18 protein-coding genes and 1 pseudogene are annotated in these 19,809 nt (G+C 68.7%); 7 read left to right on the plus strand and 12 right to left on the minus strand.

Features of this window, described 5'->3' with window-relative positions; translation table 11 throughout:
- The first annotated feature begins 166 nt into the window (after positions 1–166).
- The 3 genes from AC50YM_RS04005 (at position 167) to AC50YM_RS04015 (ending at position 2,030) form a co-directional block, all read left to right on the plus strand.
- A complete protein-coding gene (locus AC50YM_RS04005; protein ID WP_494955707.1) occupies positions 167–709 on the plus strand; it encodes a hypothetical protein in 543 nt (180 codons plus the stop codon).
- 65 nt (positions 710–774) lie between these two features.
- Positions 775–1,413 (plus strand): hypothetical protein, encoded by a 639-nt coding sequence (locus AC50YM_RS04010; protein WP_494955708.1) that lies wholly within the window; start codon positions 775–777, stop codon positions 1,411–1,413.
- Positions 1,414–1,607: 194 nt separating this feature from the next.
- Entirely contained in the window at positions 1,608–2,030 is a 423-nt protein-coding gene (locus tag AC50YM_RS04015; protein WP_494955709.1) for a hypothetical protein, read from the plus strand.
- A gap of 21 nt (positions 2,031–2,051) precedes the next feature.
- Here AC50YM_RS04015 and AC50YM_RS04020 read toward each other — a convergent pair whose 3' ends face one another.
- Together AC50YM_RS04020 and guaB are read right to left on the minus strand one after the other, a co-directional pair.
- Positions 2,052–3,893: an ABC transporter ATP-binding protein gene (locus AC50YM_RS04020; protein ID WP_494955710.1), complete on the minus strand. Its 1,842-nt coding sequence runs from the start codon at positions 3,891–3,893 to the stop codon at positions 2,052–2,054.
- A gap of 481 nt (positions 3,894–4,374) precedes the next feature.
- Positions 4,375–5,886 (minus strand): IMP dehydrogenase, encoded by a 1,512-nt coding sequence (guaB, locus tag AC50YM_RS04025; protein WP_494955711.1) that lies wholly within the window; start codon positions 5,884–5,886, stop codon positions 4,375–4,377.
- A 185-nt stretch (positions 5,887–6,071) separates the two neighbouring features.
- Between guaB and AC50YM_RS04030 the strand changes: the two genes are divergently transcribed.
- The gene (locus AC50YM_RS04030) at positions 6,072–6,332 is read left to right on the plus strand and encodes a hypothetical protein (RefSeq protein WP_494955712.1); all 261 of its coding nucleotides are present in this window, start codon (positions 6,072–6,074) and stop codon (positions 6,330–6,332) included.
- A 44-nt stretch (positions 6,333–6,376) separates the two neighbouring features.
- Positions 6,377–7,345: a DUF389 domain-containing protein gene (locus AC50YM_RS04035; protein WP_494955713.1), complete on the plus strand. Its 969-nt coding sequence runs from the start codon at positions 6,377–6,379 to the stop codon at positions 7,343–7,345.
- A 6-nt stretch (positions 7,346–7,351) separates the two neighbouring features.
- On the opposite strand, the gene AC50YM_RS04040 is transcribed toward AC50YM_RS04035, so the two are convergent.
- The 4 genes from AC50YM_RS04040 to AC50YM_RS04055 form a co-directional block, all read right to left on the minus strand.
- Positions 7,352–8,875 (minus strand): ATP-dependent DNA ligase, encoded by a 1,524-nt coding sequence (locus AC50YM_RS04040; protein ID WP_494955714.1) that lies wholly within the window; start codon positions 8,873–8,875, stop codon positions 7,352–7,354.
- A 151-nt stretch (positions 8,876–9,026) separates the two neighbouring features.
- Positions 9,027–10,637: a chaperonin GroEL gene (gene groL, locus AC50YM_RS04045; protein WP_494955715.1), complete on the minus strand. Its 1,611-nt coding sequence runs from the start codon at positions 10,635–10,637 to the stop codon at positions 9,027–9,029.
- Between the two features lie 77 nt (positions 10,638–10,714).
- Positions 10,715–11,008, minus strand: coding sequence for a co-chaperone GroES (gene groES, locus AC50YM_RS04050; protein WP_377992281.1), 294 nt, complete (start codon positions 11,006–11,008; stop codon positions 10,715–10,717).
- A gap of 218 nt (positions 11,009–11,226) precedes the next feature.
- Entirely contained in the window at positions 11,227–11,712 is a 486-nt protein-coding gene (locus AC50YM_RS04055) for a hypothetical protein (protein ID WP_494955716.1), read from the minus strand.
- A 57-nt stretch (positions 11,713–11,769) separates the two neighbouring features.
- On the opposite strand from AC50YM_RS04055, the gene AC50YM_RS04060 reads away from it, so the two are divergent.
- Positions 11,770–13,011 carry a THUMP-like domain-containing protein gene (locus AC50YM_RS04060; protein ID WP_494955717.1) on the plus strand — a complete coding sequence of 414 codons (1,242 nt, stop codon included), beginning with the start codon at positions 11,770–11,772 and terminating at the stop codon, positions 13,009–13,011.
- Positions 13,012–13,036: 25 nt separating this feature from the next.
- On the opposite strand, the gene AC50YM_RS04065 is transcribed toward AC50YM_RS04060, so the two are convergent.
- Positions 13,037–13,864 carry a shikimate 5-dehydrogenase gene (locus AC50YM_RS04065; protein WP_494955718.1) on the minus strand — a complete coding sequence of 276 codons (828 nt, stop codon included), beginning with the start codon at positions 13,862–13,864 and terminating at the stop codon, positions 13,037–13,039.
- A 194-nt stretch (positions 13,865–14,058) separates the two neighbouring features.
- On the opposite strand from AC50YM_RS04065, the gene AC50YM_RS04070 reads away from it, so the two are divergent.
- Positions 14,059–15,210: a glutamate--cysteine ligase gene (locus AC50YM_RS04070; protein ID WP_494955719.1), complete on the plus strand. Its 1,152-nt coding sequence runs from the start codon at positions 14,059–14,061 to the stop codon at positions 15,208–15,210.
- A 55-nt stretch (positions 15,211–15,265) separates the two neighbouring features.
- Here AC50YM_RS04070 and tsaD read toward each other — a convergent pair whose 3' ends face one another.
- From tsaD to alr, 5 genes and pseudogenes are all read right to left on the minus strand, one after another.
- Positions 15,266–16,414, minus strand: coding sequence for a tRNA (adenosine(37)-N6)-threonylcarbamoyltransferase complex transferase subunit TsaD (gene tsaD / locus AC50YM_RS04075; RefSeq protein WP_494955720.1), 1,149 nt, complete (start codon positions 16,412–16,414; stop codon positions 15,266–15,268).
- Between the two features lie 164 nt (positions 16,415–16,578).
- A pseudogene (rimI, locus tag AC50YM_RS04080) lies at positions 16,579–16,998 on the minus strand (ribosomal protein S18-alanine N-acetyltransferase); the annotation flags it as partial.
- A 137-nt stretch (positions 16,999–17,135) separates the two neighbouring features.
- A complete protein-coding gene (tsaB, locus tag AC50YM_RS04085; RefSeq protein ID WP_494955721.1) occupies positions 17,136–17,807 on the minus strand; it encodes a tRNA (adenosine(37)-N6)-threonylcarbamoyltransferase complex dimerization subunit type 1 TsaB in 672 nt (223 codons plus the stop codon).
- The gene (gene tsaE / locus AC50YM_RS04090; RefSeq protein WP_494955722.1) at positions 17,807–18,442 is read right to left on the minus strand and encodes a tRNA (adenosine(37)-N6)-threonylcarbamoyltransferase complex ATPase subunit type 1 TsaE; all 636 of its coding nucleotides are present in this window, start codon (positions 18,440–18,442) and stop codon (positions 17,807–17,809) included. The genes tsaB and tsaE overlap by 1 nt, the downstream gene beginning before the upstream one ends.
- Positions 18,439–19,659: an alanine racemase gene (gene alr, locus AC50YM_RS04095; protein ID WP_494955723.1), complete on the minus strand. Its 1,221-nt coding sequence runs from the start codon at positions 19,657–19,659 to the stop codon at positions 18,439–18,441. Before alr ends, tsaE begins: the two co-directional genes overlap by 4 nt.
- Positions 19,660–19,809: the final 150 nt, after the last annotated feature.

The following is a 19,809-nucleotide window of genomic DNA, read 5'->3' on the forward strand; positions in this document are numbered from 1 at the left end:
CGCGGCGCGCTTCCGGGCCCTGGAACAAAGCCTTCACAGCGGGCCGGGGTTGTAGTCCGACATGAGCGTTCCAACTCCCCTCCCCGCAGGCCAGCCCGCGCATCCTCTTGACTACTGGACTTCTTCGGAACTTGCACGGGTCAGTCCACCCAACGCAGCCTCCCGTTTGCTGCAGTTGGCTGATGCCCAGGGCACCCTCGCTGCAGCCTGGAGCAGCGCCATCGGATCCGGGCCCCTCCTGCTCCTGGCCGGTGGCTTCGTCTCGGCCATGTCAGGCAACCCCGCCTGGACCTTGATCCTCGGCTTGCTGGGCGTTGCGTTGACGGTGCTGGGCCTGGTCTCCTGGAAGCGGGTACGTGGCACACTGCCGAACACCAGGAGGCTCCTCATCGCCCGTGGCCCGGGGTCGGCGCGCGGCGGGGTCATGATGGTGTCCGTGCTGGCCATCATTCCGGGCGGTATTCTGGCCACGGCTTTCCCCGGGATCGCCCCGCGGGGAACCGCGACGCTGGTCGCGGTGAGCGGCGCGTATGTACTCCTTGTCGCTCTGCTGGCGGCCTTTATCCTCATCCCGTCCGTAGTCCTGGGACGGGCCCGGCAGTCCTTCCGGCGCAGGATCCAGACGGACCCGGGGCTCCGCACAGTGGTGGAAAGCGATCTGGCCATGTGGCGCGACCCCCACGGCAACGCGGGTTACGGCCCCCTGTAGAGGGCTGCAGGCAAGGCCCGGATGCTGGTGCGCAGCACTTTCTCCCCGGCCGGTACGCTGGCGGCATGGGTAAACGCTGGGTCTTCGACGGTCATATTGCAGGCATCGGAACGGAATCCGGTTTGCGCGCTGTGGTGGGCCTCTGGCAGCAGTCCCCCTTCGGATCCTTCGCTGACGCCATGGTGGAACTGCCCTCCGGCCACAGGATCCTGCTCGCCCCGACCGCCGAAATCGGCGAATTCATTGCTGCGGTCTACAACTTTGACGAGACCCGGGTGCTGGACGTCGCGGCGTCTTACGGTGCCCGCGAGCTCAGGGTGGACGCCGGCCCGCTCCGGATCCGGGCCGCCGTCGGCGCCAGGACCCGTCTGGGCAGTATGGTACGGCTGGTCCCCCGGCCGGTGGCGGTGCATCCACAGTGGCTGCGGGCCATCAGCCCGCTCGCGGCCCGGCTCAGCCCCGGAGCCCGCACCGCGGGCGCCGCAAAGGGCGGGCGGCAGGAGTATTACGGCGTGACTGACCTGCACAACATCGACGGGGCAAACGTGGGCTGGAACGGCGGGGACGCCGGCGAACTGTCCGCGATCCGGCCCGCCGTCACCTTTGGCTTCAGCAGCGTTCCCCCGCAGCCAAGCCTGGCGCGGGTCCGGACCACAGTGGTTCAGGCGCCAGCCGATGGGGACGGGTCCCCATCGCGAAACTGACGGGGATGATCTAGGTTGGATCGAGTCCTTCGGCATCCTGCACGGAGAATCAACTTGGGGGAAAAGGTGGAGCCACATTTCCATGGAACCGGCACCGGTGCCCGTACGGGCATGACCAGCCCGGCCACCGGGGTGGTTCCCGACGCTACGGCGTTCGGCTTCGCCCAGCGCCGGTCCTGGGTCTTCTCCGCCTGGTGGTACCCCGCGGTGCTGGCCGTCTCCGGGCCGTTTATGCCGGGCTCGCCCTGGCGCTGGGCCAGAGCCCGGAAACCGGGATTGTCCTGGCAATCCTGGGAACGGTCCTCGCAGCCCTGGGCTGGGCCCTCACGGCCGGGCCGCGGTTCGGCCGCAAACCACCCAGGCCCGCATCGGATATCCCGCGGGTGGAACAGGGAATCCGGACCACTCCGGTCATGATCCGGAGCGTCCTGATCGCCAGCTCGCTGGGCGTTGCCGCGCTGGTGCTCTTCACACCCCAGGGCGGCTCACCGGAATCCCTGCCGCTGCTGGGCATGCTGGTGGTCTGGCCGCTGGGCCTGTCCGCTGGGCTGGCCCACACCCGGCGGCTCATGATGAACAGCGCCAGTCTCTATGCCCGGTGGCGGGAACGAAGCTAAACCCGGGCCGGCGTTCCCCCGTCAGACCCCTTCGGCCTCGTCCACGGCAAGCTGGGATTCGAACATCCGGAAGTAGCGGCCGCGCAGGGCCACGAGTTCCTTGTGGGTGCCCTGCTCCACGATCCGGCCGTCCTCGAGCATGTAGACAATGTCCGCCTTCTCGATCGTGGCCAGCCTGTGGCTGATGGCGATGATCGTGCTGCTGCGGTCGGCGAAAAGCCGGGTGAAGATCCGGTGCTCCGCGAGGGCGTCAATGGCCGACGTCGGCTCGTCCATGACCATGAACGCGGCGTCCCGGTAAAAGTTCCGGGCCATAGCCAGCCGCTGCCACTGCCCGCCGGACAGCCCGCTCCCCTTCCGCCCGCGTGGATCCTCCATCCAGTTGCTGACGTGGTTGTCCAGGCCGTTGGGCAGCTTGCTGATGAACTCCAGGGCCTCGGCGTCGGCCGCGGCCCGGCGGATCCGGGCGTCGTCGCGCGGTGCATCGACGTCGCCGAAGAAGATGTTCTCCGCCGCGGTGGCGAACTCGTACTTCAGGAACTCCTGGCTGAGCACCGCCAGATGGCGGTGCCAGGACTTCACGTCGACGGCGGCGAGATCGACGCCGTCGAGCATCACCTGACCGGAGTCCGGGCGGTAGAGCCCGGCAAGGATCCGGATGAGGGTGGACTTGCCGGCGCCGTTCTCGCCCACGATCGCAATGTGCTGGCCCTCGCGGATGGTCATCGAAATGCCCTTGATGACCTCCAGTTCGCTGCCCGTGTAGGTGAATCGGATGTCCCGCAGCTCCACGGTGGTCGGCGCCTGCAGCAGCGGAGGGGCGTGCTCGGAGTGCACCGGCATGGCCATAAACAGCTCGTAGTCCTTGAGGTTCGCGAGGTCCTCGTCGATCGAGCTGAGCGAGGAGACGAGGCTGTTGGCGGTGGACAGCGCCCGGCTGACGATCTGCTGGACGTAGAGGAACTGACCCACCGGCTGCGCCCGGGCGATGATCTGTCCGACCACCCAGATCAGCGACACGACCTCCGCGCCGTACTGCAGGGCGTCCGCGGCGAGCTGTTTGGGGATGTACCGCTTCTGGAAATCGAGCCGTCTTCGTTCATCCGCGTCGCGCAGCCGCGACCGCAGGTCCATCAGGTAGCCGACGATCCCATAGAGGCGCATCTCGGCGATGTGCTGGGGCCGCAGCAGGTTGGTTTCGATCATCCGCCGCTGCCGGCGTGAATCAATCTGGGTGTTCCAGTGCGCGATCTGCTCGCGGGAGAGCTTGAACTGCAGGTAGACGCTGGGCACGATCGCCACGAGGACGATCACTGCGATCCACCAGCTGACCAGCAGCAGCGCGCCGACCGCGAGGATCACCGAGACCAGCTGGGTGAAAATAGCGGCGATCCGGTCCAGGACCCGGGCGTAGGAATCGGAGAAGCGCTTGGCCCGGTCGTAAAGGTCGACCGTTTCCTTGTCGTCGTAGCGCCAGAATTCCAGGGCCAGGAACCGTTCGTACATCTGGTCGCCGACGATCGCGCCGACCTTGAAGCTCATCAGCTGCTGGATGTAACGGTCCACGCTGCTGAAGGCCCCCCAGAACAGCCCCAGCGCGGCCGTGATGATGACGTAGACCACCGCCTGCTGCCCGGCAGCGGCATTCCCGGCATAGGCGGCCGCGAGAGCCGTGGTGGTCAGGGCCGCGAAGAAGGTGGTGACCAGCGGCAGCACCGCGGAGATCAGCGAGCCCGCCACTTTCATTACGACGGCGGCGGGCGAGGCCCGGAAGCTCACCCGCAGCACCTGGGCCACGGCGCGGGCGTACGGCCGCCACGCCAGTTTGCGCTTCGGCGCACGTGCGGGCAGGAGTTCGGACATGACTCCAGCCTAGTTTGCGGAACTTCCGCCGGGGGTCTGGAGGGCCCGGACGCAGCCGGGGAGGGATCCGGGGTCTCGAGGGCCCGGACGCAGGCGGGGAGGCCCGTGCTGCAGCCCTTCACCACCTGGCACAGGCTGAGACCCGGACTGACTATTAGCCCCGGCCGCCGGTGCGTGCGGCGGACGGTGTGCCGATTCCGCTACGCATTCAGACCGGCGCGACGGGGATCCGGTGCGCAAAGGTCCGAAACCGCAGCGATTTCCGGCGCACCGGGGCCGGGCGGTTCTTTCCCCGGCCGCGGTGAGGGGCGAGAATGTGCTCACCACCGCCACAGCACCACGCCACGCAGCATCAACGCCCCGATAGGTCTAGCCGGGCAGGGCGCCGGGGGTCTGGAGGGCCCGGACGCACACAGGCCACGGGGAGGGTTCCCCGTGGCCTGTGTGCACTGCTGACGCTGTAGCGTTCAGCCGTCAGCAGTTAGCGCGTGCCGTAGTTCGGTGCCTCCACCGTCATCTGGATGTCATGCGGGTGGGATTCCTTCAGCCCGGCCGCTGTGATCCGGACGAACTTTCCGCGGGCCTTCAGTTCCGGCACGGTCGGCGCGCCGGTGTAGAACATGGTCTGGCGGAGGCCGCCGACCAGCTGGTACGCGACCGAGGCGAGCGGGCCGCGGTAGGCCACCCGGCCCTCGATACCCTCCGGAATGAGCTTGTCATCGCCGGAGACATCAGCCTGGAAGTAGCGGTCCTTGGAGTAGGACGTGTTCTGGCCGCGGGTCTGCATGGCCCCGAGGGAGCCCATGCCGCGGTAGAGCTTGAACTGCTTGCCGTTGACGAAGATCAGGTCACCCGGTGACTCGTCGCAGCCGGCGAGCAGGGAGCCGAGCATCACGGTGTCCGCGCCGGCAACCAGGGCCTTGCCGATGTCGCCCGAGTACTGCAGCCCGCCGTCGGCGATCAGCGGGACGCCGGCCGGAATGGCGGCCTTGGCGGACTCGTAGATGGCGGTGATCTGCGGGACGCCGACGCCGGCGACCACACGGGTGGTGCAGATCGACCCGGGACCCACGCCGACCTTGATGCCGTCGGCACCGGCGTCGATCAGCGCCTGGGCGCCTTCCCGGGTGGCGGCCTGGCCGCCGATGATGTCCACGTGCGCCGCCGCCGGATCCGACTTCAGCCGGCGGATCATGTCCAGGACACCCTGCGAGTGGCCGTTGGCGGTGTCCACGAAGAGGGCGTCGACGCCGGCGTCGACCAGGGTCATGGCGCGCTCCCAGCCGTCACCGAAGAACCCGATGGCCGCGCCGACACGCAGCCGGCCCTCATCGTCCTTGGTGGCCAGCGGGTACTGCTCGGCCTTGGTGAAGTCCTTGGTCGTGATGAGGCCCTTGAGCCGGCCCTGGTCGTCGACGAGCGGGAGCTTTTCGATCTTGTTGGTCGCCAGCTTGTGCGCCGCTTCGTCACGGCTGATGCCCACGTGCCCCGTGACCAGCGGCATTTTGGTCATGACGTCGCTGACCAGCCGGATTGGGAAATCCGATTCCGGCACGAAGCGCGTGTCGCGGTTCGTGACAATGCCGAGCAGCCGCATGCCCTCGTCCACGACGGGCAGGCCGGAGACCCGGTAGTGTGAGCAGATTTCGGCCAGCTCGGCCAGTGTGGCTTCCGGGCCGATGGTCAGCGGGTTGGTGATCATGCCGGATTCGCTGCGCTTGACCCGGTCCACCTGGTCCGCCTGGTCGGCGATGGAGAGGTTGCGGTGCACGACGCCGAGGCCGCCCTGGCGGGCCATGGCGATCGCCATCCGCGACTCGGTGACCGTGTCCATCGCGGCGGAGAGCAGCGGCGTCTGGACCGTGATGCGCTTGGAGATCCGGGAGGACGTGTCGGCCTCGGAGGGGATGACATTCGTGTGCCCGGGCAGCAGCAGGACGTCGTCGTACGTCAGTCCGATGAAGCCGAAGGGATCGTGTTCGGGCTGGGTCATGAGTGCGCCTCTTACCTTGGTTTATGGGTGTCACGGGTAGGGGTTGCAGCAGATGACCAGCCCGTCATTACGGGCATGGCCTGTGCAGAAGTGTTGAATAAATAGTAGAACCTTGGCGGCGATCCCCATATTCCGGGGCACCAATGTGAGCAACGGCACCAGCCCGGTGACGTAGAGTACGCCGCATGCAGCACCCCAGGTACCGGTGGGCGACCACGCCTGCGGGCCGGGCGTGCCGCACACGGGGCATGAACCCGCTGCGCGAGGACGTGTTCGCCCCTGACGCGGGCGGTGTCATCACCCCGTTCCGCGCGGACTGCGACGACGCCGATACCGTCGCCGCGCCGGAACCGCTTGTGGAGGTCGGCGCCCCGGATCGAAACGCCGGGGACCTGGAGCAGTGGCTGCTGGCATGGACCCGTCGGCACCTCCGCGACGTGGGCTGAGCGTCCCGGACGTTACCCTGTAACGAGCAAGAGGAGGCCTGCTCGTGATCGCACAACTGCGCATTTGTGTCCCGGACGAATTGTCCGCCGCCGTGGTGGAGTGCTGCCGCGGCGAGGTAGGCGTCGCTGAAATTTCCCGCCAGCCTGGTGCTGCGGTCCTTCCGCCAGGGGACATCATCGACGTCCTGCTGGCGCGGGAGTCAGTGGAGGGCCTGGTGGAGAAACTCCAGGCCCTGAATGTCCAGCAGCAGGGGTCGATCTCGGTCTCGATGCCGGAGTTGGTGCTCTCGGACCGGGCGGACAAGGCCACCGCCGAGGCCCCCGGCGAGGGAGCGGACGCCGTGATCTGGGAAGAGGTGTCCCGGCAGACAGGCGAGGACTCGCGGCTTACGTGGAGCTATCTGGCCTTCCTGATTCTCGCGACCCAGCTGGCGGCCATCGGGATTGTCACCGATTCGACCATCGCCATTGTCGGGGCCATGGCCGTGGGACCGGAATTCGGCCCGCTCGCGGCCCTGGCCGTATCGCTGGTGCGGCGGCAGTGGCAGCTCGGACGCCGCGCGGCCCTGGCGCTCTGCATCGGTTTCCCGGTGGCCATGCTGGCGGCAGCGTTCACGGCGTGGCTGTCCGTGCCGCTGGGACTTTTTCCCGCTGACGTGCTCGACGGCGGATCCGCGGTCGAGTTCATTTATCACCCGGGACCCTATTCGCTGATCGTGGCCGTGCTGGCCGGAACCGCGGGGATGCTGTCGGTGATCAGCCGGCGGTCCGCCGCGCTGATCGGTGTCTTCATCTCGGTGACGACGGTCCCGGCTGCCGGGTTCGTAGCGGTGGCGCTGGTCCTGGGCGAGTACCAGAAGGCGGCCGGCTCGGCCCTGCAGCTGGGACTGAACCTGGTCGGAATCGTGGCTGCCGCGGTTGCCGTGCTGATCTTCTACCGGCTGGTCACCAGGCGGTTGCCCGAAGAGACTGCCCGTCGGCTCGGGGGGCAGCTGCGGCGAACGCGCGGCTGACCGGGGCTACGAGCGCAGCAGCCCGCGCAGGGTCTGAATGGTGTCTGCCTCCGCCGCCGTCTTGTCGTCGCGGTAACGCTTGACACGTGCGAATCGCAGCGCGATTCCGCCCGGGTAGCGCGGGGAGACCTGCACCCCGTCAATCGCGATCTCGACCACGGTGACCGGCTCCACCCAGACGGTGCCCGCCGTGCGCCGCACCTCGAGTTCCTGGAACCTCCCGGTCTGCCAGCGGAGGAGGGCGTCGGTGAGGCCTTTGAAGGTCTTGCCCACCATCACGTAGCCGCCGGGTTCGCCGAACTCCCCGGTCGGGTCGAGGGCTCCGAGGTGCAGGTTCGACAGCAGCCCGGTACGCCGCCCGGACCCCCACTCGCAGGCGAGAACCACCAGGTCGTAGGTGAGCACCGGCTTCACCTTGATCCAGTTCGAACCACGCCGGCCGGCCGCGTAGTCCGATCCGACCGCCTTCACAACGACGCCCTCATGGCCCGAGGCCAGCGCATCGCGCGATACCCGCTCAGCGACCGCCGGATCCGCCGTGATCTCGCCGGGAATCCGGTGCCCCGGTGCGATGCGTCCGAGCACCTCAAGGCGCGTTGACAACGGCTCGTCCAGCAGGTCGCGCCCGTCGATGTGCAGCACGTCGAAGAACCACGGATGCAGCACCGTGGCGCGCGCCGCGTCCGCCCCGAACCGCGCCATGGTCTCCTGGAATGGCCGCGGGCCGCCGTCCTCGCCCAGGGCGAGGGTCTCGCCGTCGAGGATCACATCGCGCACCGGCATTCCGCGTACCACCTCCACCACCTCAGGCAGCCGATGGGTCACCTCGGCCAGGGTGCGGGTGAAGATGCGCACCTCGTCGCCCACGCGATGCACCTGGATCCGCGCACCGTCGAGCTTGTATTCCACGGAAGCCTCACCCGTGACCGCAAGCGCCGCGCTGGGACTCGCCGCGGTTGCGGCGAGCATGGGGTGCACGGGACGGCCGACGACAAGGCCGACGGCGTCAAGCTGGGCCGCCGTGCCGGTGATGGCCAGCAGGGCGGTCTCGCCGAGATCGCCGGCGAGCATCGCCGCGCGGCGGACGGCGTCGACGGCCCGGTCCGCAGCGCGGGCAACGGCATCAGTCAGCACCCCCTCAAGCGCACCGGTGCGCAGTTCACCCAGCAGCACGCCGGCGATGAAGGTCTGTTCGCGCTCGGTGGCCGCGGCCGTAAGCAACCGGAGTGTGGCGGCGCGCTCCGCAGCCGATCCCGCGCCGCCCGTGACGAGCAACCGCTCCAGCGCGGCGTCGAGGTCGGCGACAGTAAGGCTCGGCTCGGCGGCCGGATCCCCCATGGCCGCTGTGATGCCGCGCCAGCCGACCCCTACCCGGCCCTGTCGCGGCTTGGCGATGAGCAGGCCGACAGCCGGTGCGATGTCCGCGGGCTCCAGCCGCCGCAGCAGGTCGGCCAGCGCAGCAACCTTCGCGAGCCGGGAGCGGGTCGAAGCGACGGCAGCACTGGTTGTTACGAGCTCGTCCAGCAGCATGGCACCAGTCTGCCACGCCCGCCGACGCCGGACTGTGCGCTCAGCCAGAAAGCAGAGCGGGCCACCGGGGGCATCCTGAGCACAAAAAACCGGCCCAGCGGAGGCTGGACCGGTTTCCTGTGCACAGGCTCCCCTGCGCTAAAGCTGCAGCCTAGTGGCTGTGGCCTGCGTGCTCGTCGTCGTTGGCCGGCTTCTCGACCACGAGGGTTTCCGTGGTGAGGACCAAGGCCGCGATGGACGCCGCGTTGCGGAGGGCCGCACGCGTCACCTTCACGGGGTCGATGACGCCTGCAGCGATCAGGTCTTCATATTCGCCGGTCTTGGCGTTGAAGCCCTGGTTGTTGGCGGATTCGGCCACCTTCGCGACGACGACGTAGCCGTCGAAGCCGGCGTTCTGGGCGATCCAGCGCAGCGGCTGGGTCAGTGCCCGGCGGACGATGCCGACGGCAGCAGCCGCGTCACCTTCGAGGGCCTGAACGGCGGGGTCCTCGTCCAGCGCCTTGAGGGCGTGGATGAGGGCGGCGCCGCCACCGGCGACGATGCCTTCTTCAAGGGCAGCGCGGGTCGAGGACACAGCGTCCTCGATGCGGTGCTTCTTTTCCTTCAGCTCGACCTCGGTGGCTGCGCCGACCTTGATCACGCCGATGCCGCCGGCCAGCTTGGCCAGGCGTTCCTGCAGCTTTTCCTTGTCCCAGTCGGAGTCGGTGCGGGTCAGCTCGGCGCGCAGCTGGGAAACCCGGGCTGCGACGTCTTCTGCCGAACCGGCACCGTCAACGATGGTGGTGTTGTCCTTGGTGACCGTGATGCGCCGGGCGGTGCCCAGCACCTCGAGGCCGACCGTGTCCAGGCTGAGGCCCAGTTCCGGCGAGACAACCTGTGCACCCGTGAGGGTGGCGATGTCCTGCAGCATGGCCTTGCGGCGGTCTCCGAAGCCCGGGGCCTTGACGGCGACGACGTTCAGGGTGCCGCGGATGCGGTTGACGATCAGCGTGGACAGTGCCTCGCCGTCGACGTCTTCAGCGATGATGAAGAGCGGCTTGGAGCTCTGCAGCGCCTTTTCCAGCAGCGGCAGGAAGTCCTGGACGGACGAGATCTTGCCCTGGTTGATCAGGATCAGGGCGTCTTCGAGGACTGCTTCCTGGCGTTCCGCGTCGGTGACGAAGTACGGGGACAGGTAGCCCTTGTCGAACTGCATGCCCTCGGTGAGGACCAGCTCGGTCTGCGTGGTGGAGGATTCCTCGATGGTGATCACACCATCCTTGCCGACCTTGCCGAATGCCTCGGCGAGGAGCTCGCCGATCTCGTCGCTCTGCGCGGAGATCGCAGCGACGTTGGCGACCTGGTCGCCTTCGACCGGGCGGGCGTTTTCGAGCAGGCGGGCGGCGATGGCCTCAACCGAGACCTCGATGCCGCGCTTGATCTGGCCCGGGGCAGCGCCGGCCGCCACGTTGCGGAGGCCTTCCTTGACCAGAGCCTGTGCCAGCACGGTGGCCGTGGTGGTGCCGTCACCGGCCACGTCGTTGGTCTTGGTGGCGACCTCCTTGGCAAGCTGCGCGCCAAGGTTCTCGAACGGGTCGTCCAGTTCGACTTCACGGGCGATGGTGACACCATCGTTGGTGATCGTGGGGGCGCCCCACTTCTTGTCCAGCACGACGTTGCGGCCGCGCGGGCCGAGCGTGACCTTGACCGTGTTGGCGAGCTTATCGATGCCGGCTTCAAGCGACCGGCGGGCAGCGTCATTAAACGCAAGCTGCTTTGCCATGGTTTTGTCCTTTCAAAGACAGAACCCCGCGCAACTGACCCGTCAAAGAAGGATCGGCGGCGCGGGGTCCAAGAGAGTTACTTTACGACGATCGCCAGGACGTCGCGGGCGGAGAGCACGAGGTACTCGGTGCCGCCGGTCTTGACTTCAGTTCCGCCGTACTTGGAGTAGATAACGACGTCGCCAACGGCTACGTCAACAGGAACGCGGCTGCCATCTTCAAAGCGGCCGGGGCCGACTGCAACAACTTCGCCTTCCTGCGGCTTTTCCTGCGCGGAGTCCGGGATAACCAGGCCGGAAGCCGTGGTCTGCTCGGCTTCGAGCGGGCGGACAACAATACGATCCTCAAGAGGCTTAATAGAGACCGACAATGACCTCTCCTTTTCGTCAGCAAATTCGTGGACATTAAAGCTGTGGGGCCAAGGCATACAGACCGTCGTCGCGGTGCCGGCAGCAGCCTGGCTGATAAAGCTTCAGGTGTTAGCACCCTCCTAGGGAGAGTGCTAATGACGACTCTATGTAAGGAGTTAGCACTCGGTCAAGGCGAGTGCCAGAATTACGTTCCCGGTGAACGCTGGGCCGCGCGGGACTAGCGTCCGCCGAGGTCCTCGAAGTCGACGTCTTCGCCGTTGTCCTCGTCGTCGGAGCCGGCCTCGTTCCGGTGCCGGTACAGCACCAGGGCTCCCGCTGCGGCCAGGACCATTCCTAGAACCAGGAAGATGACGCCGCCCGCGCGGACCCCGGCGTAGTTCTCGCGGATGGCCTTCGCCTCGTCGGTCGCGTCAGTGACGGACGTGCCGCCAACCGAATAGACGGTGGCGTTGAAGGAGTCCAGCAGGAAGATGATGACCAGCAGCGCCACGCAGACGACGGCGATCACACCGCCGGCGATGAGCGCCGGCCGGGCGTAGCGGACCAGGCCCTGGCGTGCGGGAGCGCCGCCGTCGGCGCCCTGCGGTGCGGGGCCGGGCTGCTGTCCGGGGTCGTCCTGCGGCGCGGCGTCGGGCCGATCTGCAGCGCCGTCCTGCCGCTGGCTTCCGTCCGTGCCGCTGTCTGCCGTGCCGCTGTGATCCATGCCGTCAACCTTATCGGGCGCACGGCGTGAACCCGGCCCTGAACTAGGCTTGATTGCATGGCTGACGCACCGCAGGACCAGATCGCCCCGCTTCTCAACCCGGAGGGCTGGGAGCTGCTGGCGTCGCTCGGGCCGTACCGGGAGGACGAGGCGTTCCGGCTCAATGCGTCCCTCCGGAAGGCCGGTCACTCCCCCGAGCTTGTTTCGGCGGTGCTCACCCAGTCGCGGCTGCGGACCAGGGCCGAGGCCAAGTTCGGTGAGTTCGCCCGGCAGATGATCTTCACCCAGGCGGGCCTGGAGCAGGCCACCCGGCTCACCGTTGCGGCCCGGCACGCGCAGCGTTTCGCCGAAGCCGGTGTGCAGCACGTCGCGGATCTCGGCTGCGGCCTCGGCGCCGACGCCATGGCCTTCGCCTCGCTGGACCTCCAGGTCACGGCCGTGGAAATGGATGAGACGACGGCGGCCTGCGCCACGATGAACCTGATTCCGTTCCGGAACGCCACCGTGGTCCATTCCGATGCGACGGCATTTGAGCTCGACGGGATCGACGGTGTCTGGCTCGACCCGGCGCGACGGACCACCTCCACCTCGGGCACCAAGCGGCTCTGGGATCCCGAGGACTTTTCCCCGCCGCTGTCCTTCGCCGAAACCCTGGCCGGAGCCGGGATGGCGGTGGGCGTGAAAATGGGCCCCGGCATGCCCCACGATTCTGTGCCCAAAGGCTGCGAAGCCCAGTGGGTGTCGGTCGGCGGGGACGTCACCGAGGTGGCGTTGTGGTTCAACGCGGTGCGGCGTCCGGGGATCCGCCGCGCGGCCCTCCTGCTCGGCCCCGCGGGCGCGGCGGAACTGACCAGCGCCGAGGACTTCGACGGCGGTCCGGTCGCCCCGGTGGGCCCGGTCGAGGGTTACCTCTACGAGCCCGACGGCGCCGTCATCCGCGCCGGGCTGGTGGCCGACGTCGCCCTTCAGCTGGGCGGGCACCTCGTGGACGAGCACATCGCCTACATCTGCGCCCCGGAACTTCAGGACACCCCTTTCGCTCGGGCCTACAAGGTCCTGGAGGTGATGCCCTACAACGTCAAGGCGCTCAAGGCCTGGGTCAAGGACCAGGGCATCGGTGTGCTGGACATCAAGAAGCGCGGCACCTCGGTCACTCCGGAGGAACTGCGCAAAGAGCTCCTCCCCGGCGGGAAGACGGCAGGGAAGTCCGGCGGCAAGAGCCGGGGGAAAAAGACGGCCACCCTGGTCCTCACCAGGATCGGCGAGGAGCGGGTGGCCATTTCGGTGCAGCCGGTCTAAGGCCGGATACCTGGATTCCCGGAGGCTACTGGGCCCGCATGAACTCCTCGGCGGCCCGGACCTGCTCGTCACTGGGCCGGATCCCGGTGTACAGCACGAACTGCTCCAGCGCCTGGATGGTCGCCACCTCCGCGCCGGTGATCACGGTCTTGCCGGCCGCCCGGGCGGCCTTGATCAGCGGCGTCTCGGCCGGCAGCGCGACGACGTCGAACACCACCGTCGCGGCGTCAATCGCCTCCGGCGGGAAGGACAGGGCCTCGGCGTCGGGGCCGCCCGCCATCCCAACCGGGGTCACGTTGATGATCATGTCGGCCCACCCGCCACCGGAAGGCTCGACGTCGGCGCGCCAGGCGAAGCCGTAGAGCCCGGCGAGTGCCCGGCCGGCCTCCTCGTTGCGTGCGATCACGGTGACGTTCCGGAAGCCGGCGTCGCGCAGTGCCGCGGCGGTGGCCTTCGCCATGCCGCCGGCGCCCTTTAACAGCACCGAATACGAGGCGGGCACGGCATTGCGCTGCAGCAGCTGCTCGATCGCCGTGTAGTCGGTGTTGAAGGCGGTGAGCGTCCCGCCGTCGTTCACGATTGTGTTGACCGAGTCGATCGCCTTCGCGGACGGGTCCATCACGTCCACGAGCGCGATGACGTGCTCCTTGTACGGCATCGACACGGCGCAGCCCCGGATGCCGAGGCCCCGCACGCCGGCAATCGCCTGGGCGAGATCCGTGGGGGCGAAGGCCTTGTAGATCCAGTTCAGGCCGAGCTGTTCATACAGGTGGTTGTGGAAGCGCGTCCCGTTGTTGCTCGGCCGGGCCGAGAGCGAGATGCAGAGCGTCATGTCTTTATTCAGGATGGGCACCACTCCATTAAACGCCAAGCCGGTTCTGTGAACACTTTCACGTTTCCGGGGCACTCCGGCCACCGGCACCGGGCCGCCCCTGCACTAGACTTGAGCCACCGTTGCCCCGCCAATTGTCCGGCCTTTCCGCCGATGACGTTGCCGGCCGGGGCAGGGAATGCAAACGGACAGCAAAACAATATCGAAGGGACCACATGAAGATTGATTTCGCTTCATCCAGGCAATCAACTCTTGGTGTGGAATGGGAACTGGCCTTGGTGGACGGGGAGACCGGTGAGCTGGCCTCGGTGGCCAAGGAGGTCCTCCGCGGCGTGGCCGCGCGGCATCCCGAACTGAACGAGGACGACGAGCACCCGCATATCAAGCAGGAGCTGCTGTTGAACACGGTGGAGCTGGTCACCGGAATCTGCAACACCGTGGCCGAGGCCAAGGCGGACCTGAGCAGTTCCCTGGCCGCCGTCCGGGACGTCACCGATCCGATGGGCGTCGAGATCTTCTGCGCCGGTTCCCACCCCTTCAGCCCCCCGCAGCTCCAGCCGGTGACGGACAAGGAGCGCTACGCCAAGCTCATCGACCGCACCCAGTGGTGGGGCCGGCAGATGGTGATCTACGGCGTCCACGTGCATGTCGGCCTGGACAGCCGGGACAAGGTCCTTCCCGTCCTGGACGGCCTGGTGAACTACTTCCCGCAGTTCCAGGCGCTCTCCGCGTCCAGCCCGTTCTGGGGTGGCGAGGACACCGGTTATGCTTCGCAGCGGGCCCTGATGTTCCAGCAGCTGCCCACCGCCGGGCTGCCCTTCCAGTTCGCCAGCTGGGCGGACTTCGAGTCCTACGCCCAGGACATGTTCACCACCGGCGTGATCGACTCGCTCTCGGAAATCCGCTGGGATATCCGGCCGGTCCCGCATTTCGGCACCATCGAGATGCGCATTTGCGACGGCCTGGCATCGCTCGAGGAAGTCGGCGCCATCGCCGCCCTGACGCAGTGCCTCGTCGACGAGTTCTCCACCACCCTGGACAACGGCGGCACCATCCCCACCATGCCGCCCTGGCATGTGCAGGAGAACAAATGGCGGGCGGCCCGCTACGGCCTGGACGCCATCATCATCCTCGACGCCGCGGGCAACGAGCAGCTCGTCACCGACCACATCCGCGAGACGGTCGCCCGGCTCGAACCCGTCGCCGTGAAACTCGGCTGCACCGCCGAACTGGCCGACGTCCTGAAGATTATTGAGCGCGGCGCCGGCTACCAGCGGCAGCGGCGCGTCGCGGCAGAGCACGGCGGCGACCTGCGCGCCGTCGTACTCGATCTGGTCCAGCAGATGCGCAAGGGCCCCGAAGCTTAGGCCCGGGAGGCCGGGCCCGCAGTTTGGGCCCGGAGCCCGTCGCGCGGGACCCGTCTCAGGCCGAGACGGTGGTGACCGGCATTGAGGAATCCGGTGCGAACGCGATGCCGCTCGGCGCGATCCCGGCCATCACCAGCTGGGCGCCGAGCGCCGCGACCATGGCGCCGTTGTCCGTGCAGAGGGCCAGCGGCGGGACGGTCAGCCGGATTCCGGCGGCGCTGCAGCGCTGTTCGGTGAGCTGGCGCAGCCTAGTGTTGGCCGCCACGCCGCCGCCCAGCAGCAGGTCGGTGATGCCGTTCTCCCGGCACGCCAGCACTGCCTTGGACGTGATGATGTCCACCACGGCTTCCTGGAAGCCCGCGGCGATGTCCGCCACCGGAACCGGCTCGCCGCGGGCTTCGAATTGCTCCACGCAGCGCGCGACGGCGGTCTTGAGTCCGCTGAACGACCAGTCGTAGCGGTGCGGGCCGGGTTCCTCCGCGGTCCCCATGTACTTGGGCTGGCTGAGGCCGCGTGGGAAGCGGATGGCCTTGGGGTTGCCGGTGCGGGCCAGCTTGTCGATGGCCGGGCCGCCCGGATAGCCCAGGCCCAGCAGCCGCGCCACCTTGTCGTAGGCCTCGCCGGCGGCGTCGTCGATCGTTGTGCCGAGCAGCTCAACGTCCCCGGTGATGTTCCGGATCCGCAGGATTTCGGTGTGCCCGCCGGAGACCAGCAGGGCGCCCAGGTTGTCCGGCAGGGCCGGTGCCTGCGGGGCGGCGGCATCCGGGTCTTTGTCCCGCGGGGCGCCGCCGGGAGCCTGCGGGCCGCCGTCGTCCGTCCGGAGCAGCCCGACGCCGACGTGCGCGACGAGGTGGTTGATGGCGTACAGCGGTTTGCCCGTGGCGACGGCGAGCGCCTTGGCCGCGCAGACCCCCACCATCAGGGCTCCGGCCAGTCCGGGTCCGGAGGTGACGGCGATCGCGTCGATCTCGTCCAGGGTCACCCCGGCCTCGGCCAGCGCCTCGCGGAGGGTCGGCACAAAAGCGTCCAGGTGGGCGCGGGAGGCGATCTCGGGAATCACCCCGCCGAAGCGGACATGCTCTTCCATCGAGGAGGCCACGGTGTTGGTCAGCAGCTGGGTGCCGCGGACAATCCCGACGCCGGTCTCGTCGCAGGAGGATTCGATGCCGAGGACCAGCGGTCCGTCGGGCTGGGCGCTGTTCATGGGCGGTCTGCTTCCCTGGGCATGGTGCCGGGCTGGGCGGCGCCTGGCTGGGCAGTGTCGGATCGGTCGGTGCCGGGGTGGGCGGCGCCTGGCTGGGCAGTGTCGGAGTGGTCGGTGCCGGGGTGGGCGGCGCCGAGATGGTCGGTGCCGAGCTGGGCGGTGCCGAGCTGCAGCCGCATGATCAGCGCGTCGACGCCGTCGCGGTAATAGCGGGGCCGGACGTGGATCTGTTCGAAGCCGTAGCGGAGGTAGAGCTGCTGTGCACGGGGGTTGTCGGCCCGGACTTCCAGGAGCACGTCCTCGGCCCGGCGCCGCCTGCTCTCCCGGATGATCTCGGTGAGCAGCGCCGAACCGATCCCCCGGCCTTCCTGCTCCGGGACGACGGCAATGGTCTGGACGTCCGAGATCGGCTCGATGCACATCAGCCCCGCGTAGCCCACGATTCTTCCGGCACTCTCGGCCACGACGTAGCGCCGGGTTTCGGCCTGTGCCAGCTCATCGACGAACATCTGCAGCGGCCAGGCGTCCACCGGGAACAGCCTGCGCTCCAGCTCGTGCACGGCGGGGATGTCCGCGGGGGTCATCTCCCGCAGGACCACGCCGGCCGGCACCTTCGCGGGAACGGCTGCGGGGCTTGTGCTCTGTCCTGTGTTCTGTCCTGCGTTCTGTCCTGCGCCATGTTCTGTGTTCTGGCCGGTGTTCTGTCCCGCGGACCCCGCGTTCACAGTGCCCTCTTCCGCGGGCCGGGAACCTGGGCGTCGGATTCGCGCAGGTAGAGCGGGGTGGAATCGAGCAGCTGTTCCCCGGCGTCGAGCCGCGCGAGAGCGAACTGGCCCAGCGAGAGGGCCTCCGGTTGGCGCGAGCTGAATTCGGCGACAGCCTTGACGACGTCGGCATAGAGCCCGGCGCCGGCGCCGTAGACCGGAAGGTCGGGCAGGTCAGCGGCGAACCCGACATGCGGGCCGTCCAGGAGATGCGGCAGCTGGGAACCGGTGAGGGCATACCGGGCCCAGTAGACCTCTTTCCGCCGCGCGTCGGTGGCGACGATGAAGTCCGGCGCCGCCGCCGTGGATTCCGCCACTTCCAGGGCGATGGCGTCCAGGCTCATCAGGCCGTACAGAGGTTTGCCCCAGACGAAGGCCAGGGTGCGGGCCGTGACGATGCCCGAGCGCAGGCCGGTGAACGGTCCCGGCCCCACCCCGGTGACGACCGCGTCGACGTCGGCGCCGCTCAGGCCGGCCTCGGCGAGGAGCGCCTCGATCCCGGGCGCCAGCACCTCGGCGTGGCTCCGGGTGTCCTCGGTGGCGAAGCTGCCCACGACGGACTCCGGGGTGTCATCGGAGACCAGCGCGGCGCTGGCCACTGCCGAGGTGTCAATGGCAAGGATCAGCATCAGTTCCCTTCCGGGGTGCGGGGCGGGGTTGCGGGCTCGGGCAGTGCGGGCGGATCCACCCAGCGGGGACCGAAGCCGCGGATCACGATCGTGCGGGGTTCGTCGTCGTCGTCGGTATCGAAGTCCAGCACCTCGGCATCCGCTGCTGCCGGCACGTTCCCGGCGGTTTCCGCGGTGCGGCCTGCCTGCCCGGTGGGGACCGCGGCGGGGGCGCCACCGAGGCTGCGGACCAGGTCGACTTCAAGCCGGCTCTCGCTCAGGTGCTCCACCCGGCCGCGGCCCCATTCCACGACGGTCACGGCACTGTCCAGGGTGTTTTCCAGGTCGATGTCGTCAATTTCGGACACCGAACCCAGCCGGTACGCGTCAACGTGCACCAGGTCCGGGCCGCCGGGGCGGGGCCCGTCGGGAAGGTTCGGGTGGATGCGGACCAGCACGAAGGTCGGGGAGATGATGCCCGCCCGGACGCCCAGGCCTTCGCCCAGGCCCTGGGTGAAGGTCGTCTTCCCCGCGCCCAGCTCACCGGTCAGGACCAGCAGGTCCCCGGCCCGAAGCTGGGCGCCGAGGCCGGCCGCGAGGTTGTGCGTCTCCTCCGCGGTCCGGACGTCCAGGGTCCGTTCCCAGGCCGCGCTCATGGCAGGGACCCGTCAGCGGCGGGCTCTTCATTGATGTAGCGGCGCGGCACCCGCGGGCTGATCCGCGTGACGATCTCGTAGTTGTTGGTCCCGGCGGCCCGGGCCCAGTCCTCTGCGGTGGGCCCGCCGTCGTCACCGTTGCCGAACAGGACCGCCTCGGCGCCGAGAACGCTGGGGCCCCCGGCGGAAACGTTCAGCGGGCCGAGGTCGATCACCATCTGGTCCATCGCGATGCGTCCCACCACCGGGTAGTTCACGCCGCCGACGCGGACCGGGCCGCCGGTGGCGATCCGCGGGACGCCGTCGGCGTAGCCCAGCGGGATCAGCCCGAGCGTGCTGGTGCCGCCGGTGCGGTAGTTCAGGCCGTAGGACACGCCCTGGCCGGCCGGGACGTCCTTGCAGTGCGACACGATGGTGCGGACGGTCATCGCCGGGCGCAGTCCCAGCTCTGCCGAGCTCTGCCCCTCGAACGGCGAGAGTCCGTAAAGTCCCAGTCCCACGCGGACCAGGTCGAAGTGGGTGTCGGGGCGGGACAGGGTGGCGGGAGTGTTGGCGATGTGCCGCACCTCCGGATCCACGCCGGCGTCCTGGGCGATCGCGAGGGCTTCGCGGAAAGCCGCCAGCTGGTCGTCGGTTTCCGGGCGCTCGGGCTCGTCGGCGACGGCCAGATGCGAGAAGATGCCCACCACCCGCAGCAGGCCCTGGTCCTGGTACTCCATGGCTTCGCCGACAAGGCTGTCCCAGGCGGCCAGGGTGGCCCCGTTGCGGCCCAGCCCGGTGTCCACTTTGAGGTGCACGCGGGCGGGGCGTTCCTGCTCGCGGGCGGCTGCCACAATGCGTTCCATCTCCCAGCCGGAGCAGCCGACGTCGATCCCCGCAGCCACGGCGGCGGCGAAGTTGCTTTCCGGGGTGTGCAGCCAGGCCAGCAGGGGCGCCTCGATGCCGGCGGCGCGCAGGGCCAGGGCCTCGGAAATGTGGGCGGTCCCCAGCCAGTGGGCCCCTGCGCTGAGCGCCGCACGGGCCACGGGAAGGGCGCCGTGCCCGTAGGCGTCGGCCTTGACCACGGCCATCACCCGGGCCGGTGACGCCACGGCGGCCAGGCGGCGGACATTGTGCCGGATGGCTTCGAGGTCGATTACTGCCGAGCGTTCCTCGGCGTAGGCGTGCGGAGCCCCCGGGACGGGCCGGAAGTCACCTGTTGCTGCTGGGTAAGTCACTTAACGATTCTAGTGGTGGCAGCGCACGGGGCTGAATTCAGGCCTCCCGCCGGCACCTCCAGCACCGCCACAGTCTGTCCGTCCGCACCACACCCGTCCGCCACCCCGGACCAGCTCCCGCCAGCCCTGTCCTCCCCCGTCCGCCACAGC

The organism is Pseudarthrobacter sp. RHLT1-30-1 (assembly GCF_059383415.1).

Bases quoted from the DNA above. Each gene is read 5' to 3' on its own strand.
- AC50YM_RS04010 (WP_494955708.1), top strand. From the start codon at position 775: ATGGGTAAACGCTGGGTCTTCGACGGTCATATTGCAGGCATCGGAACG.
- tsaB (WP_494955721.1), bottom strand. From the start codon at position 17,807: ATGCTGATCCTTGCCATTGACACCTCGGCAGTGGCCAGCGCCGCGCTG.
- AC50YM_RS04030 (WP_494955712.1), top strand. From the start codon at position 6,072: ATGCAGCACCCCAGGTACCGGTGGGCGACCACGCCTGCGGGCCGGGCG.
- tsaD (WP_494955720.1), bottom strand. From the start codon at position 16,414: ATGAACAGCGCCCAGCCCGACGGACCGCTGGTCCTCGGCATCGAATCC.
- AC50YM_RS04070 (WP_494955719.1), top strand. From the start codon at position 14,059: ATGAAGATTGATTTCGCTTCATCCAGGCAATCAACTCTTGGTGTGGAA.
- groL (WP_494955715.1), bottom strand. From the start codon at position 10,637: ATGGCAAAGCAGCTTGCGTTTAATGACGCTGCCCGCCGGTCGCTTGAA.
- AC50YM_RS04060 (WP_494955717.1), top strand. From the start codon at position 11,770: ATGGCTGACGCACCGCAGGACCAGATCGCCCCGCTTCTCAACCCGGAG.
- guaB (WP_494955711.1), bottom strand. From the start codon at position 5,886: ATGACCCAGCCCGAACACGATCCCTTCGGCTTCATCGGACTGACGTAC.
- AC50YM_RS04055 (WP_494955716.1), bottom strand. From the start codon at position 11,712: ATGGATCACAGCGGCACGGCAGACAGCGGCACGGACGGAAGCCAGCGG.
- tsaE (WP_494955722.1), bottom strand. From the start codon at position 18,442: ATGAGCGCGGCCTGGGAACGGACCCTGGACGTCCGGACCGCGGAGGAG.
- AC50YM_RS04020 (WP_494955710.1), bottom strand. From the start codon at position 3,893: ATGTCCGAACTCCTGCCCGCACGTGCGCCGAAGCGCAAACTGGCGTGG.
- AC50YM_RS04040 (WP_494955714.1), bottom strand. From the start codon at position 8,875: ATGCTGCTGGACGAGCTCGTAACAACCAGTGCTGCCGTCGCTTCGACC.